The sequence below is a fragment of the Candidatus Pantoea bituminis genome (genome assembly GCF_018842675.1).
In the GTDB taxonomy this organism is placed as follows: Bacteria; Pseudomonadota; Gammaproteobacteria; order Enterobacterales; family Enterobacteriaceae; genus Pantoea; species Pantoea phytostimulans.
The window spans coordinates 1,290,045-1,308,033 of record NZ_JAGTWO010000004.1; the positions used below are offsets into that span (position 1 = coordinate 1,290,045).

Annotated in this window: 15 protein-coding genes and 1 pseudogene; all 16 read left to right on the top strand. The window is 45.8% G+C overall.

What is annotated here, in order from left to right:
• Positions 1-76 precede the first annotated feature (76 nt).
• Positions 77-2,294, top strand: a pseudogene (locus tag KQP84_RS09675) (phage tailspike protein).
• 152 nt (positions 2,295-2,446) lie between these two features.
• Positions 2,447-3,709 (top strand): colanic acid biosynthesis pyruvyl transferase WcaK, encoded by a 1,263-nt coding sequence (gene wcaK, locus KQP84_RS09680; protein ID WP_215846263.1) that lies wholly within the window; start codon positions 2,447-2,449, stop codon positions 3,707-3,709.
• Between the two features lie 4 nt (positions 3,710-3,713).
• Positions 3,714-4,937, top strand: a complete 1,224-nt coding sequence (locus KQP84_RS09685; RefSeq protein ID WP_215846265.1) for a glycosyltransferase — start codon at positions 3,714-3,716, stop codon at positions 4,935-4,937.
• Positions 4,934-6,274, top strand: a complete 1,341-nt coding sequence (locus KQP84_RS09690; RefSeq protein ID WP_215846267.1) for a lipopolysaccharide biosynthesis protein — start codon at positions 4,934-4,936, stop codon at positions 6,272-6,274. The genes KQP84_RS09685 and KQP84_RS09690 overlap by 4 nt, the downstream gene beginning before the upstream one ends.
• A 402-nt stretch (positions 6,275-6,676) precedes the next feature.
• Complete coding sequence (gene galF / locus KQP84_RS09695; protein ID WP_215846269.1) at positions 6,677-7,573, top strand: UTP--glucose-1-phosphate uridylyltransferase GalF; 897 nt, start codon at positions 6,677-6,679, stop codon at positions 7,571-7,573.
• A 52-nt stretch (positions 7,574-7,625) separates the two neighbouring features.
• Positions 7,626-8,639: a UDP-glucose 4-epimerase GalE gene (galE, locus tag KQP84_RS09700; protein ID WP_215846271.1), complete on the top strand. Its 1,014-nt coding sequence runs from the start codon at positions 7,626-7,628 to the stop codon at positions 8,637-8,639.
• Between the two features lie 437 nt (positions 8,640-9,076).
• A complete protein-coding gene (rfbB, locus tag KQP84_RS09705; RefSeq protein WP_215846272.1) occupies positions 9,077-10,156 on the top strand; it encodes a dTDP-glucose 4,6-dehydratase in 1,080 nt (359 codons plus the stop codon).
• The gene (gene rfbD, locus KQP84_RS09710) at positions 10,156-11,043 is read left to right on the top strand and encodes a dTDP-4-dehydrorhamnose reductase (protein WP_215846274.1); all 888 of its coding nucleotides are present in this window, start codon (positions 10,156-10,158) and stop codon (positions 11,041-11,043) included. Before rfbB ends, rfbD begins: the two co-directional genes overlap by 1 nt.
• Positions 11,044-11,095: 52 nt before the next feature.
• The gene (rfbA, locus tag KQP84_RS09715; protein WP_215846275.1) at positions 11,096-11,977 is read left to right on the top strand and encodes a glucose-1-phosphate thymidylyltransferase RfbA; all 882 of its coding nucleotides are present in this window, start codon (positions 11,096-11,098) and stop codon (positions 11,975-11,977) included.
• Positions 11,977-12,525: a dTDP-4-dehydrorhamnose 3,5-epimerase gene (gene rfbC, locus KQP84_RS09720; RefSeq protein WP_215846277.1), complete on the top strand. Its 549-nt coding sequence runs from the start codon at positions 11,977-11,979 to the stop codon at positions 12,523-12,525. The genes rfbA and rfbC overlap by 1 nt, the downstream gene beginning before the upstream one ends.
• Before the next feature lie 109 nt (positions 12,526-12,634).
• A complete protein-coding gene (locus KQP84_RS09725) occupies positions 12,635-13,051 on the top strand; it encodes a glycosyltransferase (RefSeq protein WP_215846279.1) in 417 nt (138 codons plus the stop codon).
• 44 nt (positions 13,052-13,095) lie between these two features.
• Positions 13,096-13,359, top strand: a complete 264-nt coding sequence (locus KQP84_RS09730; protein ID WP_215846281.1) for a glycosyltransferase family protein — start codon at positions 13,096-13,098, stop codon at positions 13,357-13,359.
• 191 nt (positions 13,360-13,550) lie between these two features.
• Entirely contained in the window at positions 13,551-14,846 is a 1,296-nt protein-coding gene (locus tag KQP84_RS09735; protein ID WP_215846283.1) for a rhamnan synthesis F family protein, read from the top strand.
• On the top strand, positions 14,803-15,645 hold the full coding sequence (locus tag KQP84_RS09740; protein ID WP_252515247.1) for an ABC transporter permease: 843 nt from the start codon (positions 14,803-14,805) through the stop codon (positions 15,643-15,645). Before KQP84_RS09735 ends, KQP84_RS09740 begins: the two co-directional genes overlap by 44 nt.
• 8 nt (positions 15,646-15,653) lie before the next feature.
• A complete protein-coding gene (locus KQP84_RS09745; protein WP_215848242.1) occupies positions 15,654-16,436 on the top strand; it encodes an ABC transporter ATP-binding protein in 783 nt (260 codons plus the stop codon).
• 141 nt (positions 16,437-16,577) lie between these two features.
• Positions 16,578-17,984 (top strand): NADP-dependent phosphogluconate dehydrogenase, encoded by a 1,407-nt coding sequence (gene gnd, locus KQP84_RS09750; RefSeq protein WP_215846285.1) that lies wholly within the window; start codon positions 16,578-16,580, stop codon positions 17,982-17,984.
• Positions 17,985-17,989: the final 5 nt, after the last annotated feature.

A 17,989-nucleotide genomic window follows, 5' to 3' on the forward strand; every position in this document is an offset into this window, starting at 1 on the left:
CTACCCAATTGCAAAATGCCTCAAGGGACTAAGCCTTGGCCGATAACACGGCCTCATTAACCACGGGATATGTTGCATGAAAAGAAGAGAAGTGTTGCAAAGCGCAGCCTCAGCCATTGTTGGTGCCCTCTCTGTGAGCACCTTTTCCAGCTACGCAGCAAAAAGTAATGGTATTGCGCTTAAGCCGGTTGATGCCACCGCTGTACCCAAAAGCGACGTACCGATCTTAACGCCAGAAAATGTCTATGCCATGCCACCTCAGTTCTGGCAAGGTTTTGAAGGTAAATTATGGATTGGCAAAGCGGGCAGCGATGCCAGTAAAGCAGGTAACCAAATTCCTGTTTTTCTGCGTGATGCCAACGGTAAAGTCTCTGAGATCAGCCAGCCCATTTCGCTGAACAAAGGCAACTTTGCTCAATTCATTCATGACAATGCCGCGTTGATCGCCGATCCGTCGCATTCCATGGCCGTCGAGGACAGCAACGGTCAAACGCTGTTTAACATTGCTGATGTGAGCCGTCCAGGGCAGGCGGATTTTAGCCAACGGCTGGCACAGCCCACGGGTTATCAGCTGATTGGCGAAATTCCTTCGGTGGAAGAGCTGCGTAAAACGCGTCCGCTGTTTGAAGGAGCAAAAATCAAGCTGAAAAGCTGGCACGCGGGCCTTGAAGTTGGCGGCGGTGAGTTCGTCGGCAGTTTCCAGGATGCGAAAGATGATGACGGCGTTAATTTTGCAGGGCAGGGTTTTCACTGGCGTCGCGTTATTGAAGATTACAACCGCCTGACGCTGTTTGATTTTGGCGCGATTGCAGATGGCAAAACAGATACCGCGCCTGCGATTAAAGCGATGTATCAATGGTCGCTAGCCGCTGATCTGCAGATTTGCGTGCAGTTCCCGGCAGGTACCTTCTTTGTTACGGCCTGTGATTTTGGCCCAGATAATATGCGCTTCTTCCGTATTTCGGGCGCGATGGTGAACTTCGGTTATTTTCCTGCGACCACTTTGGTGTCCGACGGTAAATCCGATTTTATCTTCAAAGTTAATGCTCGCTGGGTGGAAATCTCCAACCTGATTTTCAACGGCAACACGGATACCCATCCCAACCAGCAAGGCTTGTTTAGCAACAGCTGTCCGGGAGGACAATTCTTCCGCGGCTCATGTTTACGCTTCACGCATGTGGGTGGCACGGCATTGAGCCTGCTGGATACGCTGGATTGCAAAATCGACCAATGGTACGCGTCACGCTGTACCGGTGATGTCATCAAAGCCGGTTGGTCTGGCCAGAAAAAAGGCAACTGGGATCACAGTACGGCGATTGAGCTGTCGAATTTCAACGCCCAAAACTGTCGTGGCGGCAAGGTATTGAATCTGCCGCGCTGCGCTCAGTCCATCATTCATAATGGCTGGATCGAGCACTGCGACTATCCCGGAGACATCTCTAACGGGCAATGGATCGTTGATGCACTCAGCCTGGAAGATTGTAAAAACCCGCTGATAGCGCACAACTCGCGCTTGAACATGCGTCAAACCAGCCTGCAATCAGGCAGTTGGATTGATAACTCTTCGCAGGGCGATCGCTGGCTCAGTGTTTGGGAGATGGGTTCGACGCGCGTTGAATCTTACGGTGTCGCCATTGATGGCAGCCTTAATTACAACTACATCACATCGCGCTGGCGGTTGGAAAATAACTCAAACCAACAAACCTGGTTTGAGCTGGGCAGCCTCTATTCCCCTGATGTCGGTGATTCATGGGAAATCGAAATTTTTGGCCAGTCGCAATTCAATAACGGTACTGACTCGCAGCCGTTAATGAATGTCGTGAATGACAAAACAACCGGTGGCCGTGCGGTGATCCATGTTCAACGCAAGAAGGGCAAGTCGGAAGCCAGCTGGTCTGCCGAAGGAAGCTGCCCGGTGGTTGAGGTGCGCTACGTTGCGCAGCACGACACCGATGTGCGTGTTTTCGTCAAGCTGGCAGGCTGGACGCCTGCCGCAGTGGTATTGGTGAAAAGCACCGGCAAAACGCGCTTTGATACCGGCCGCTGCGCCCGCGTTAACGCCAAAATGGTGCCTCGCCAATCCGCCGGGCGGCGAGGAAAGCAAAAAAGCGCCTCAGCGTTTCAGCCTGCACAACGGGAAAGCGGGCATTGGCGCGAACGAAGAGGGCGATCTGCTTATTGCCTCGCGTCCGCTTTCTGACGATCAGGTTGATACCAGTAAGCCTGCAGGATTTGTCTCGGTAGTCATTAATGGCAAGCAGGTCGCGATGCCTTATTTTGCCATCAAGTCATAGCATTTAAACGGGCCGCCACAATGGAGGCGGCCAGCAGTTTCAGGAGCGGTTTTTTGGGTTTATTTGCCTTATTGCAGTGCTTTAACAGAGTTCACTTAGCCAGTTTGGAAGATGGCGGCTTGCAGAATTAAAAAAATTTATTTGGAGTTTTTATGAAAATTTTATTGGTGGGTAACCATACCTGTGGGAATCGTGGGGATGGCGCGATTCTTCGTGGACTGATTGATTCGATGCAGTCCGCGCGTAGTGATCTTGATATCGATGTCATTAGCCGTTATCCAACCAGCTCTGGTTATTTGCTTCAACAGCACATTCAGCAAGACTCGCTGTTTTTGCATAACAGCAAGTCAGGTAAAGGATTGGTCGGTTCAGTAAAGCGTAAAGTCGCGAACCGTCTGATGCCTGACATCATGATGGCGCACTTGGGCAAAGGCGGCTTGTATAAATCCTTTTCTGTACCAGCGCACCTCAAAGCCTTTACTGAAAGCCTGAAACAGTACGATGCAATTATTCAGGTTGGCGGTTCATTCTTCGTCGATCTGTATGGCGTTACCCAGTTTGACCATGCGCTGTGTGCCTTGATGGCGAAGAAGCCGATTTACATGATTGGTCACTCAGTCGGCCCGTTCCAGAATCCTCGCGTTAACGCCCTGGCGAACTTTGTGTTTGACCGCGTAAACAGCCTGGTATTGCGTGAATCTGTCAGTCTTGATCTGATGAAGCGCGATGGTGTGACCAGCTCTAAAGTTGCTGCCGGCGTTGATACCGCGTTTTTGGTTAAAGCGCGTGAAGTTGAAAATCCAAGTCATAACTTGCGTCACTGGCAATCTATTATCAGCGCGCGCAAAACGATCGCCATTACCGTGCGTGAACTGGCGCCGTTTGACAAGCGTCTGGGTGTGACCCAGAAAGAGTATGAAGAGGCTTTTGGGCGCGTCATTAACGCGATGATTGCCGAAGGCTATCAGGTTGTGGCTTTCTCAACCTGTACCGGCATCGACAGCTACGCGAAAGATGACCGCATGGTGGCGTTAACGTTACGCGATCACGTTGCACAGCCTGAGCATTACCATGTCATCATGGACGAATTCAATGACCTTGAATTGGGAATCCTTTTAAGCCACTGTCATTTGACGATCGGCACTCGCCTGCATTCCGCCATTATTTCCATGAACTTCGGCACGCCAGCCGTTGCGATCAACTACGAGCACAAGTCGATGGGTGTGATGAATCAGCTTGGTTTGCCGCAGATGGCAACGGATGTCAAAAGCCTGATGGATGGTTCGCTGATCGACAAGGTTAAGACCGTTCTTGCTGATTACGACAACATCAAGCACAAGGTCGACACGGCCGTTGCGAATGAAAGGGAAATTGGCAATCGGATCACTGAAGAGATTCTCAAAGTATTAGGGTAATCAGATGAAGCTGACTTTTTTCACCATGCGTTTCCCGGTTGCCTCCGAAACCTTTGTTTTGAATCAGGTAACCCATTTTATTGATGCCGGTTACGATGTGGAGATTATTTCGGTATTTCCCGGTGATTTGGTGAATCGGCACGCTGCCTTTGATGAGTATGGGCTGGCGGCTAAGACACATTATCTGTTGCCGGAAGAGAAAGTCTCGCTGGTGGATAAGCTGATCCAGCGCCTCAAGCTGGTCTTGCCGAAGATAACCAAATCTTCGCTGCTTCGTTCGCTCAATGTGCGCCGCTATGGCGCACAATCCAGCAAACTGTTGTTGCCATCGATTGTGGCAAATGCGTCCCAGATTTTCACTGCTGATGTGTTTCTGGTGCATTTTGGTTATGCAGGTGCGCTCGCCAATAAGTTACGCGAGTTAGGCGTGCTGAAGGGCAAACAGGCCACCGTGTTTCACGGTGCTGACATTTCACGTCGACACATTCTGGAGGAGCACAAACACGATTACATCAATCTGTTTGAGCAGAGCGAACTGATGTTGCCGATCAGCCATTTATGGGAGAACAAGCTGATTGAGATGGGTTGCCCGCCAGAAAAAATTCATGTTACCCGCATGGGAATTGAGCCTGAGAAATTTAATTTTCAGCCGCGTCAGGGATTTCATAAACCTTTGCGGATTGTCTCGGTTGCACGTCTCACTGAGAAGAAAGGACTGGATGTCGCGGTGAAAGCGAGCGCAATTTTGAAACAGCGCGGTGGCCAGTTCCAGTACACCATTATTGGTAATGGTGATCAGGATGAGATGATGCGCGGCTTTATTGCCGAAGAGGGCATGGAAGATTGTGTGACGATGCCAGGCTTCAAGCCGCAGAACGAGATCCGCAAAGCATTAAGCGAGGCTGATATCTTCCTGCTGCCGTCTAAAACGGCTGCCGATGGTGACATGGAAGGCATTCCCGTGGCACTGATGGAAGCCATGGCGGTCGGTTTGCCGGTGGTTTCTACCTTTCATAGCGGCATCCCTGAACTGATTGAAAACAATGTTTCCGGCTGGTTAGTTGAAGAAGATGACCCGGAAGCGCTGGCGGATACCTTGCTGAAACTCTCACAGGGAGAAGTGGATGTCGCGCCGGTAGTGGCAGCGGCTCGACACAAAGTTGAGACCGAATTTAATCAGCATATCGCTTATGGCGAGCTGGCACAGATTCTGGAGCGATTGGTGTGAGTGGATTTAAGTCACAGGCGATTTGGTTGTTTGGCAGCACCTGTTTTTCGGCGGTGCTGCAGGTTGCACAACTTAGCCTTCTCGCCCGTAAGCTGGAAACCCATGAACTGGGGCTTTTAGCCATTATTAACGCCATTCTGGCCGTAGCGGGTGTACTTCAGGATATGGGCATGAGCAGCTATCTCGTGCACCGTCAGAACATTACTCGCCGCGAGCAGAGCACCATTTACTGGGTGAACGTCTCACTCAGTTTATGTACTGGCTTGATCATGCTAGCGATTGCCTTTCCGGTTGCCTGGTTCTATCACCTGCCAGAGCTGGTAGGTCTGATCATGTTGACCAGCCTGAACTTTCTGGTGTTGGGGCATTTGTCGCAATACCAGGCGCACTACATCAAAACCAAGCGGATGGTCTCGCTGGCAAAAATTGAGATGGGCACCAAGCTGTTCGCCTTTCTGTGCGTAGTGGCGATGCTGCAATACACCTCGCTTACGGTGGCCGCGGCCATACTCGGTCTATTCATTAACGCCTTTACCCGCATCATTTGCATGATTGTGCTGGGCGAGAAATCATGGCGTCCCACGTGGGAATTTGATAAAGCGACCTTTATTGGCGCGGTGCGTTACGGTAGCTATCAGTTGGGATCGCAGACGATCAATCAGTTACGTACCCAAGCCGATGCGCTCGTGGTGGGTAAAGTGATGGGCGCGGAGATGCTGGGGGTTTACTCACTGGCGAAAGAGCTGGTATTACAACCGCTGAAGCTGGTTACACCGGTGATTAACCGTTTAGCGCTACCGCGTTTTGCAGAGAAACAGCAGGATCCTGAACAGCTTAAGAAACTGTTCCTGAAGGGAACGCTGGCGATTATGTTGTTCAGCAGCGCCATGTATTTTGTTATCGGCGTCTTCTCTCCGGTTATCGTGCGTGTGCTGTATGGCACATCCCATGAGCAGGTTTATCATCTGATCCCGCTGATGTTGTTATTCGGTATGCTGCGTCCAATGGGTGGTTTGACCGGGGCGATTTCGCAAGCGAACGGTCGCACTAACGTGGAATTCTACTGGAACATTGTCGCGAGCCTGGTGGTATTAGGAGTATTAGCCACGACCTTCATCTGGCCAAATGTCCTCTACGTTGCATTAACGCTCTCTATCTCTCAGGTATTGATATCCGCGCTGGCACATCCTTTCTTTATCAAGCCGGTGATTGGTATTCGCTTTATGCCCTATGCGCGTCAGTGGATGTCAGTTTCAGTGGTGTTCGTTGGGCTAATGATGCTGATTAATCACTTCAATTTGTTTGTAATGCCGGAGTGGTTTGAGCGCTGGTTGTAATGCCCTGTTCCCCCGAAGAGTCCGTGTGTAGAAACGCAGCTTAACAAGGGGACGAACGGAGCAATACCTGGCAAGCCTGGCTAAGCTCCGGCGATGTAAGTTCAGGGTATATAACGTCAAATTATACGGGTGACACGGTGTCGCCCGTTTCTTTTTTGGCTGGCCTCAGGGCGTTTTCTTATTTCATGACGGATCGGATTTGTGTCCAACCGGATCGAATTTCATTTGGCGATTACTGATTGTCTTTCCTCATATTCTGCACGCTCTGTCCCTAGGTAAAAAGCCGAATTTCCATGATTTGACAGTCAGTTAGTGTAGGATTTTCAGATAAAGATTATACTTGCAGCTCTGGCCGATCCTGCATAATCGATCCACATCTTCACTTCATTAAACGGAATAAACATGACCAAGCTTAAAGCAGTAATCCCGGTTGCGGGTCTCGGTATGCATATGCTCCCTGCGACTAAAGCCATTCCGAAAGAAATGCTGCCTGTTGTCGACAAACCGATGATTCAATACATCGTGGATGAATGTGTTGCAGCGGGCATCAAAGAGATTGTGCTGGTCACCCATGCTTCCAAAAATGCGGTGGAAAACCACTTTGATACGACTTACGAGCTGGAAGCATTGCTTGAAGCGCGCGTTAAGCGTCAATTGCTGAGCGAAGTACAATCAATCTGTCCTCCGGGCGTTACCATCATGAACGTGCGTCAGGCACAACCATTAGGTCTTGGTCACTCCATTTTGTGTGCCCGCCCAATGATTGGTGATAATCCGTTCGTCGTGGTACTGCCAGACGTGCTGCTGGATGATTCCACCGCTGACCACCTGCGTTATAACCTGGCAGCGATGGTTGCACGCTTCGAAGAAACCGGTCACAGCCAGGTGCTGGCGAAACACATGCCAAACTCTGATCTCTCTGAATACTCGGTGATTACCACTGAAGAACCTATCGACAACCCAGGCGATGTTAGCAGCATCACCAATTTTGTTGAGAAGCCAGAAAACCCGGCTGAACTGAATTCCGATCTGGCTGCGGTAGGTCGCTATGTTCTTTCTGCTGATATCTGGGCAGAACTGGAGCGTACCGAGCCAGGCGCGTGGGGTCGTATTCAGCTGACCGATGCTATCGCCAGCCTGAGCAAGCAGAAAACGGTAGATGTTTCGCTGTTAACGGGTAAAAGCTTCGACTGTGGTCGTAAGCTGGGTTACATGCAGGCATTCGTTTCATACGGCCTGCGTAACAACGCACAAGGTCGCGATTTCCGCGAAGCTATTCAAAAGATCCTGGCGAAGTAACCTTCAACATTCACGTGCCGCGTGTTTACGCGGCAGACTGAAAGGAGTTCACATGGCTATTTTAGTAACGGGCGGCGCAGGCTATATCGGCTCCCATACGGTGCTGGCATTGTTGCAGCGTGGCGACGACGTTGTTGTGCTGGATAACCTGTGCAATGCCTCGCGCGAAGCCATCAGTCGCGTAGAGAAGTTATCTGGCAAGAAAGCCACCTTTGTTGAAGGCGACATTCGCGATCGCGCCTGCTTGCGCGATCTGTTCGCATCTAATGATATCTCTGCCGTGATTCACTTCGCCGCGTTGAAAGCGGTAGGCGAATCAACGCGTATGCCGCTTGAATACTATGAGAACAACGTAGCGGGCACCGTGGTGTTGCTGGAAGAGATGCGCAGCGCAGGTGTCTGGAACTTTATTTTCAGCTCTTCTGCCACCGTCTATGGCGCAGATGCGCCGGTTCCGTACGTAGAAACCACGCCGATTGGTGGAACGACAAGCCCGTATGGCACCTCGAAGCTGATGACTGAATTTATCCTGCGTGACTTCGCCAAAGCCGATTCAAACTTCAAAGCGATTGCGCTGCGTTATTTCAACCCAGTTGGCGCACATGAATCAGGCGAAATTGGTGAAGACCCAACAGGTATTCCAAACAATTTGCTGCCTTACATTGCGCAGGTTGCGATTGGACGTTTAGAAAAGCTGGGCGTGTTCGGTGGTGATTACGATACGCCAGATGGCACCTGCCTGCGTGATTACATTCACGTGGTTGACCTGGCAGAAGGGCACCTAAAAGCGCTGGATCACTTAAGCAAGGTGGAAGGGTATAAAGCCTATAACCTTGGCGGCGGCAAAGGTTTCTCAGTGCTGGAGATGATTAATTCATTTGAGAATGCTTCTGGTAAGAAGATTCCATTTGAGATCAAACCGCGCCGCGACGGTGACCTGCCAGCGTTCTGGGCTGATGCGTCGCTGGCCAATGATGAGCTGGACTGGCGTGTGACGCGCGGCATCGATGAGATGATGCGTGATACCTGGAACTGGCAGAGCAAGAATCCAAATGGTTTTAAATAACCGTTAAGCTTTAAAAGGCGAACAAACGTTCGCCTTATTTTCTACGATTTGAAATCCCATCTTGAAATTCACAGAATTCTGATTGCAGCTTGTTGACGCATCAGCAACCATCATCTACGCCTTATAGGCGGTTATTACTTGAACTAACACCCGATATTTGAACTCATTTCGTTCGTCATTCTGAAACCCGAGTGATAGAATTTGCCCTTGTTAAATGATTACTCAGCTTAAATTATTTCAGTAATAAAGCGATATCTATCAACGGAATACTGAAAATACGCAAAGTCGTGATTACAGCGTTCTACTCTAGCCAAAGATCATCAGCATCGTGGGAGCTGTAACCCAAGGGCGGTAGCGTGCCTAAAGATTGCTTTTACTTATCTGCTTACATGCAGGCAGCAATGCCTACGATAGCTTGTCAGGAATAACAAAACGTTATGAAGATTTTAATTACTGGTGGTGCAGGTTTTATTGGTTCGGCGGTGGTGCGGCACGTCATTGATCAGACGGATGATGAAGTCATTAATGTCGACAAATTAACCTACGCGGGTAATCTTGAGTCTCTTAAAGACGTGAGTCAAAGCTCTCGCTACCACTTTCAACATGTTGATATTTGTGATGGCCAGGCAATCACCCAGGTTCTTAATGATTATCAACCTGATGCCATTATGCATCTTGCTGCTGAAAGCCATGTTGACCGCTCAATTACCGGCCCGGCTGAATTTGTGCAGACCAATGTCGTGGGAACCTACACGCTGCTAGAGGCCTGCCGTCAATATTGGTCAGCGCTACCTGAAGAACGTAAAAGTGCATTCCGCTTTCATCACATCTCAACTGATGAAGTTTATGGCGACTTGCCACATCCTGATGAAATGGAAGGTGAATTACCGCTGTTTACGGAAGAAAGCTCCTACGCGCCAAGCAGCCCCTATTCTTCTACCAAAGCAGCCAGCGATCATTTGGTCCGCGCATGGGGCCGCACCTACAAATTGCCAGTCATTGTTACCAACTGTTCGAATAACTATGGCCCTTATCACTTTCCTGAGAAGCTTATCCCACTGATCATCAGCAATGCACTCGCCGGTAAACCATTACCTATTTATGGTAAAGGGGATCAGATTCGTGATTGGTTATATGTGGAAGATCATGCCCGCGCGCTTTATACCGTCGTTAAGCAGGCTCAACCCGGTAGCACTTACAATATCGGCGGACATAATGAAAAGAAAAATATCGATGTTGTATTGAAAGTATGTGAATTGTTAGATGAACTTCGTCCGAAAACCACGCCTTATCGCGATCAGATTACCTATGTCCAAGATCGTCCTGGCCATGACCGCCGTTATGCTATTGATGCGAGCAAAATCGAAAAAGATTTAGGCTGGAAACCACAAGAGACTTTTGAAACAGGTTTGAAAAAGACGGTGGAGTGGTATCTCAACAATGCACAATGGGTTGAGCATGTTCAAAGTGGTGCGTATCAGAACTGGATCAAAGAAAATTACGAGAAACGCAGCTAATGGATATTCTTTTATTTGGTAAAAATGGTCAGGTAGGCTGGGAGCTACAACGAGCGTTGGCTCCCTTGGGCAACCTTATTGCGCTAGACCGTCATTCCGCTGACTATTGCGGCGATTTCGAAAATCCTCAGGGCATAGCGGAAACCGTACGTAAGTTGAAACCGACGGTTATCGTTAATGCGACAGCTTATACGGCGGTTGATAAAGCTGAATCGGATAAAGAGAAAGCGCAGCTGGTAAACGCAACGGCAGTTGAATTCTTAGCTAAAGCAGCAGAAGAGTGTGGGGCGCTGCTAGTGCACTACTCAACAGACTACGTTTTCAATGGCTCTGGTGATAAACCATGGAATGAAGACGATGCCACTGAGCCGATGAATGTCTATGGTGAGACCAAACGGCAAGGTGAGCAGGCTATTGCACGCAATATGAGTAAATACCTGATTTTTCGCACCAGTTGGGTATATGCCGCCCGCGGCAACAATTTTGCTAAGACAATGATTCGACTAGCTAAAGATCGTGAAACACTTTCAGTCATCAACGATCAGTTCGGCGCGCCAACTGGTGCTGATTTGTTAGCGGATAGCACCGCTCATGCAATCCGAGTCGCGTTGGTCAAGCCGGAAGTCAGTGGGTTGTATCATCTCATTGCTTCTGGAACCACAACGTGGTTTGAGTATGCGGGTATGGTTATCGCCCAGGCTCGCGCTAAGGGCGTAGAATTGCAGGTTCAAACTATTAATCCTGTAGAAACCGCAGCATTTCCTACTCCCGCAAAACGCCCGAATAATTCACGTTTAAACACGACTAAATTCAGAGAAACTTTTGGATTAGTGTTACCTGAATGGGAAGTTGGCGTGACTCGTCTCATCGACGAGCTATACGAATAATACATATTTTGATGGAAGATCAATCAATTAAAGGGCTTAAAGGGTGAATGTCGTGAAGAATAGCAAAGGTATTATATTGGCGGGTGGCTCAGGCACGCGCCTGTATCCGGTGACCATGGCCGTTAGCAAGCAGCTGCTACCTATTTATGATAAGCCGATGATTTATTATCCGCTCAGCACATTAATGCTGGCAGGCATTCGCGATATTTTGATTATAAGCACTCCGCAAGATACACCTCGTTTTGAAAGTCTGTTAGGTGATGGTTCTCAATGGGGAATTAACATTCAATATAAAGTGCAGGAAAGCCCAGATGGCTTAGCTCAGGCATTTGTATTGGGTGAAGAATTCATTGGTAACGATCCTTGTGCACTTATCTTAGGCGACAATATTTTTTACGGACACGATCTTCACAAACAACTTGAAGAAGCCAGTAAAAAAGATCAGGGCGCAACCGTATTTGCTTACCATGTCCACGATCCTGAAAGATACGGTGTCGTTGAGTTTGACCAAGATGGCAAAGCCATTTCACTTGTCGAAAAACCTGAAGTGCCGAAAAGTAATTACGCTGTTACCGGACTTTATTTCTACGATAATAGCGTGGTTGAACTTGCAAAGAATCTCAAGCCTTCGCCGCGTGGTGAGTATGAAATTACCGACATCAACAACCTTTATCTTGAGAAGGGCGAACTTTCGGTATCGATTATGGGCCGTGGTCATGCCTGGTTAGATACCGGTACCCATCAGAGCCTGATCGAAGCGAACAACTTCATTCAAACGATTGAAACGCGTCAGGGACTGAAAGTTGCCTGCCCAGAAGAGATCGCTTATAGAATGGGCTTTATTGATCGCGAAAAGCTAAAGGAATTAGCGAAGCCATTAATGAAAAACGAATACGGTAAATATTTGATGTCGCTTTATGAAGGTCGCCTGTAATGAAAGTTATCGAAACTAAAATTCCTGATGTGAAAATCATTGAGCCTTCGGTATTTGGGGATGAGCGAGGTTTCTTCATGGAAACCTGGCAGCAGAAGAAGTTTGAAGAACTGGTTTGCCCACGTCAGTTTGTTCAGGATAACCACTCTAAATCCTCGAAAGGTATACTTAGAGGGCTGCATTATCAAACCGAAAATACGCAGGGAAAATTAGTACGCGTAGTTTCAGGTGAAGTATTTGATGTAGCCGTTGATATGCGTAAATCGTCTCCCACATTTGGTCAATGGATCGGCGTGTATCTGTCAGCGGATAACAAGCGTCAACTCTGGGTCCCTGAAGGTTTTGCACATGGATTCCTCGTCACTTCCGACAGTGCAGAATTCGTATATAAATGTACAAATTACTATAATCCAAATGCCGAACATTCATTATTGTGGAATGATGAAACTGTCGGAATAGAATGGCCTATCGCTGGCGGCCTGCAGCCTCAGTTATCTGGTAAAGACAAAGAAGGCCTGAGTTTCGAGAAAGCAGCCTATTTTGAATAACACATTAAGCCAGAAATTAATCCTGGCTTTCAAATTTTGATCTTCGGAAGTTGAAATTAATCTAAATTGACGCAAAAAAATGAATGAATGTGGTCAGATAAGTATTTTAATGGCGTCATATAACGGCGAAGAATTCATTGAGAAACAATTAGATTCGATACTCAAGCAAAGCTACCAAAATTGGGTTTTATATATTTCAGATGATGGTTCGACAGATACTACTCTATCTATCATTGAAAACTTTTCAACTAAACTACCTTCTGGAAAAGTAATTTTACTGAGAGGCCCTGGAAAGGGTTTTGCAGAAAATTTCCTGAGTATGTTGAGAAACAAAAATATAAAATCTTCTTATTATGCGTTTGCGGATCAAGATGACATATGGCTTGAAGATAAATTAATGACTGCTGTAAATACATTAGCCAATGTATCGGAATCTTATACCTATTTATTGTATGGGAGTCGTACAACATTAGTTGACGCTGATGAACAGGTTATAGGATTGTCGCCTCTGTTTAAAAAAGCATAGGGTTCAGAAACGCGCTTTTACAGAGTTATGCTGGTGGCAATACGATGGTCTTTAATCATCACCTTAAAAGTATATTTGAAAATATGCCAGATGATCTGAAAATAGTGTCACATGATTGGATTCTCTATATTTTATGCTCTGCATTGAATGGGCATGTCGTTTATGATGAAGTTCCAAAGATACTTTATCGCCAGCATCACAATAATTTGGTTGGAAGTAATCAAGGGGTGATGTCTAAGTTAAACCGCCTGAAAAAACTTTTTCAGGGGAATTCAAAGTATGGGCCTTGGTTAATGAAAAGGCATTGAATTCAATCTTCGAAAGTATGTCATCTGAAAATAAAAAAATCCTTGTTAACTTTTATAAGGATGGCAGGCGTGGGTTAGTTTATCGTCTGTCTGGTTTTTTAAATGCAAAGGTATATCGCCAAAGTAGTTTGGAAACGGCCGTTTTCATGATAATGACAATATTCAAAAAATTAGTTTAAACAGGTATTCTAATGAAAAGAATTTTTATGGTTCTTGCCCGTTTGGTGTTAAAAATAATTATATATACATATTATGGGTTATTATCACTGCGTGATAGCATAAAGACAAAAAAATATAATAATATTAAAATACAGAAAGAGTATAATGGTGGGAAAGTAATGCTTCTCGCTTTATATGAAAAGAAGCAATTGAGAAACGATACGCTCGAGCTTCTAAAAGCGGCAAGAAAAGAAAATGTTTTTGTAATTGCAGTGAATACATTGAAGTTAGAGCAGGTTAATTACCCAAGTGATCTTGTGGATGTCTATATTGAAAGAGATAACTACGGTAGAGACTTTGGAAGTTATAAGTCGGGAATGAGTTACTTCATTGATAAAAAAATGGATGCAACTTGTGAAAGATTATTAATTATCAATGATAGTGTATTCTTTTCTAAACTTGGGTTAGATGAATTCATTCATTCACTGTTTAATTCTGAAATTGAAGTGTTAGGTTCAACTGAAAATAGCCAACACTCACACCATTTAGGTTCATTTTGCATTTCTGTTGCCGGGAAAATAACTCGAGAAGATAAGTTTAAAGCTTTCTGGCAAGATTACAAACTCTCAAACGTTCGCCCTTTAGTCATTAAGCGTGGGGAGTTCGGGTTGAGTAAAGTTTTAAAGTCACTGACAAGTTCAGAACAGCACTTTAAATCATTATATAACGTTTCTTTTATGGAAAAGAAACTGAGTACCGATCATGATTTCCTTGCTGATTACTACTATTACCGACGCGAAGGCGAAAGCTCATGGCATAATAAATCAGTGACTTCAATTGTTGAGAAGGATGAGGTTTTATTATCCTATTACAACGCTTATGTTACCGAAAAAGAGATGGAGCCGCGAGCGCTGTTGGCCAGCTCCGTTGAAACAAATACATTCTTGCGTAACGACGGTTCAAAGAAAAAGGAAGTTGATACATTAGATTATTTGACGGTGGTTGAATTTTTAAAATCCAATAATGATACTAGTTCTCGATATGCCCTGCAGTTTCGTCAACGTTTAATAGGTATTTATTTAAACGAGTTTACGCTTGGCTCTCAAATTCATATCAATTGCCTTGCCTTACATCATTGCGGATTACCCATCATCAAATTAGATCTTATTTTTCGATGTGTCTGTAATATAAATGACATCATAAAATTGCGTGACCAATTGGACGAGTCGCAGCAAGAAGAATTTATGACGCTGATGTTATCAAGGTTGTGTGGGGATAAATTCCTTGTGGGTATTAATCGCCTTGCTTATCAATTTGGAATTTTATAATGTCGTTTCTAAAAAATCCGTAGGACTTGATGACTTCTCATCAGCACTGAAAAACTTCCATGTTGTTCGCGTGATGGGCGGACAAGATATCAGAATGCGCTATAAGCGATCTAAGATGGGGCCATTTTGGATTACTATAAGCATGGCCGTAATGATAGCAACCATGGGATTAGTTTTCGGTAACTTATTCAAAACAGATGTTAAAGAGTTTCTCCCTTATTTAACATTAGGGCTAATTACATGGAGCTTTATTCTAAGTTCAATTTCAGAAGGATGTGATGCTTTAATTTCTTCTGAGGGTATTATCAAGCAACTCCCCGTTCCATTACATGTGCATGTTATGCGTGTAATTTGGAAAAATTTAATTATTTTCTTGCACAATATTGTAATTCTTCCCTTTGTATTATTAGCTGTGGGGAAAGGGCTGAGTTGGACTGCTTTATTAGCAGTGCCAGGTTTCCTGCTTTTAATCCTCAATTTAACATGGCTATTAATGATCCTTTCAATGATCTGTGCGCGTTTTCGTGATATGACACAGATTGTATTAAGTATTATGCAGGTAATATTCTACCTCACGCCAGTAATTTGGATGCCCAAACTTCTTTCACATCGTGCTGGCGAATTATTACTTAATTTGAATCCTCTGTATCATCTTATTGATTTGGTAAGAAGCCCTTTGTTAGGCACTATGCCAATGGTAAGTAGTTACATTGTGGCGATTGTAATGGCTGTTGTAGGACTGACCGCATCAATTGCCATGACCAGCAAATATAAATATCGCGTTCCATATTGGGTATAGGTAAAGAAATGGCTCTGATAAGATTTGAGAACGTTGGTATTGATTTTCCTATATTTAATGCACAGGCCCGTTCTATAAAAAAGAATTTCATTAATTTTGCTACTGGTGGAAAAGTTGGCAGTCATAACGGCAAAGTTGTGGTTTCCGCACTGAACAATCTGAATTTTGAAATTCAGGATGGTGAACGTGTAGGTTTGATTGGACATAATGGTGCGGGTAAAACAACCTTACTCCGTATGTTTAGTAAGGTTTATCATCCCACTACGGGTAAAGCAACGATTGATGGTGATATTGGTTCACTTATTTCTATCTCTTTAGGTATTAACCCGGAATTTACGGGCAGAGAAAATATTTATATAAGAGGCGCTTTACTTGGTTTGCGCAAAAAGGAGATTGATAGCAAAATTGAAGAGATTATTTCCTTTACTGACTTAGGCGATTTTATTGATATGCCGGTAAGGACTTATTCTTCAGGCATGCAAATGCGTCTTGGATTTAGCGTTAGTACAATTTTTACGCCTGAAATACTGCTAATGGATGAGTGGCTTTCCGTCGGGGATGAAGGCTTCAAAGAGAAAGCAGAGGAAAGACTGACTAACATCATTAATTCTACGAAAATTCTTATTCTTGCTAGCCATAGTAACGAATTATTAAGAAAGACGTGCACGCGTATTCTCTGGCTAGAGCATGGCACAGTAAAAATGGATGGCACGCCAGAAGAAATTTTGCCGCTTTATTTCAAGTCCAATATGAAGCGTGGTGATTTATTAGTCTCAGAGCCCCCACAATAAATGTGATTTTAGCTGTAAATAATGTATTTAACTATCGCACCAAAAACTACCTTTCCGTTTCAATCATGAGTTAACATGTTTGCCACATTTGTTCGTTGAATCTTGGCGATTTAACGAGTGACCTTCAGACAGGAGTAGATAATGTCAAAGCAACAGATCGGCGTTGTAGGTATGGCAGTAATGGGCCGCAACTTGGCTCTTAACATTGAGAGCCGCGGTTACACTGTTTCTATCTTCAACCGCTCACGCGAAAAGACTGATGAAGTCATCGCTGAGAACGAAGGCAAAAAACTCTCACCTTACTACTCCATTGAGGAGTTTGTTGATTCACTGGAGAAACCACGTCGTATCCTGCTGATGGTGCAGGCGGGAGAAGCTACTGACAAAACTATCGCTTCACTGACTCCGCATTTGGATAAAGGCGACATCCTTATCGATGGCGGCAACACTTTCTACAAAGACACCATCCGTCGTAATAAAGAGCTTTCTGAGCAAGGCTTCAACTTCATCGGAACCGGCGTTTCCGGTGGTGAAGAGGGTGCCCTGAAAGGTCCATCCATCATGCCTGGCGGTCAGAAAGAAGCTTATGAACTGGTTGCACCCATCCTCGAGAAGATTGCTGCCCGTGCTGAAGGCGAAGCCTGCGTAACCTATATCGGTCCAGATGGCGCTGGTCACTATGTGAAGATGGTGCACAACGGTATTGAATATGGCGACATGCAGCTGATTGCTGAAGCTTATTCACTGCTGAAAGGCGCACTGAATCTTAGCAACGAAGAACTGGCTAAAACCTTTAGTGAGTGGAACGACGGCGAGCTAAGCAGCTACCTGATCGACATCACCAAAGATATCTTCACTAAGAAAGATGAAGACGGAAAATATCTGGTTGATGTAATTCTGGATGAAGCCGCGAACAAAGGCACTGGTAAATGGACTAGCCAAAGCTCACTGGATCTTGGCGAGCCACTGTCGCTGATCACTGAATCGGTGTTCGCACGTTACTTGTCTTCACTGAAAACTCAGCGCGTTGCAGCGTCTAAAGTTTTAAGCGGCCCAGAAGCAAAAGCCTTCACCGGTGACAAAGCTGAATTCACCGAGAAAGTGCGTCGTGCTCTGTATTTGGGTAAAATCGTTTCTTACGCTCAAGGCTTCTCACAGCTGAAAGCAGCGTCAGATCAATATAGCTGGGATCTGCATTACGGTGACATTGCTAAGATCTTCCGCGCGGGTTGTATCATTCGCGCCCAGTTCCTGCAGAAGATCACCGATGCTTATGCAGACGACGCGAGCATTGCAAATCTGCTGTTAGCACCTTACTTCAAGAACATCGCTGATGAATACCAGCAGGCGCTGCGTGATGTGGTTGCTTATGCTGTTCAAAATGGTATTCCAACGCCGACCTTCTCAGCTGCGATTGCATACTATGACAGCTATCGCTCAGAAGTTCTGCCGGCTAACCTGATTCAGGCCCAGCGTGATTATTTCGGTGCGCATACTTATAAGCGTACGGATAAAGAAGGTGTATTCCACACGGAATGGCTGGATTAATTTAA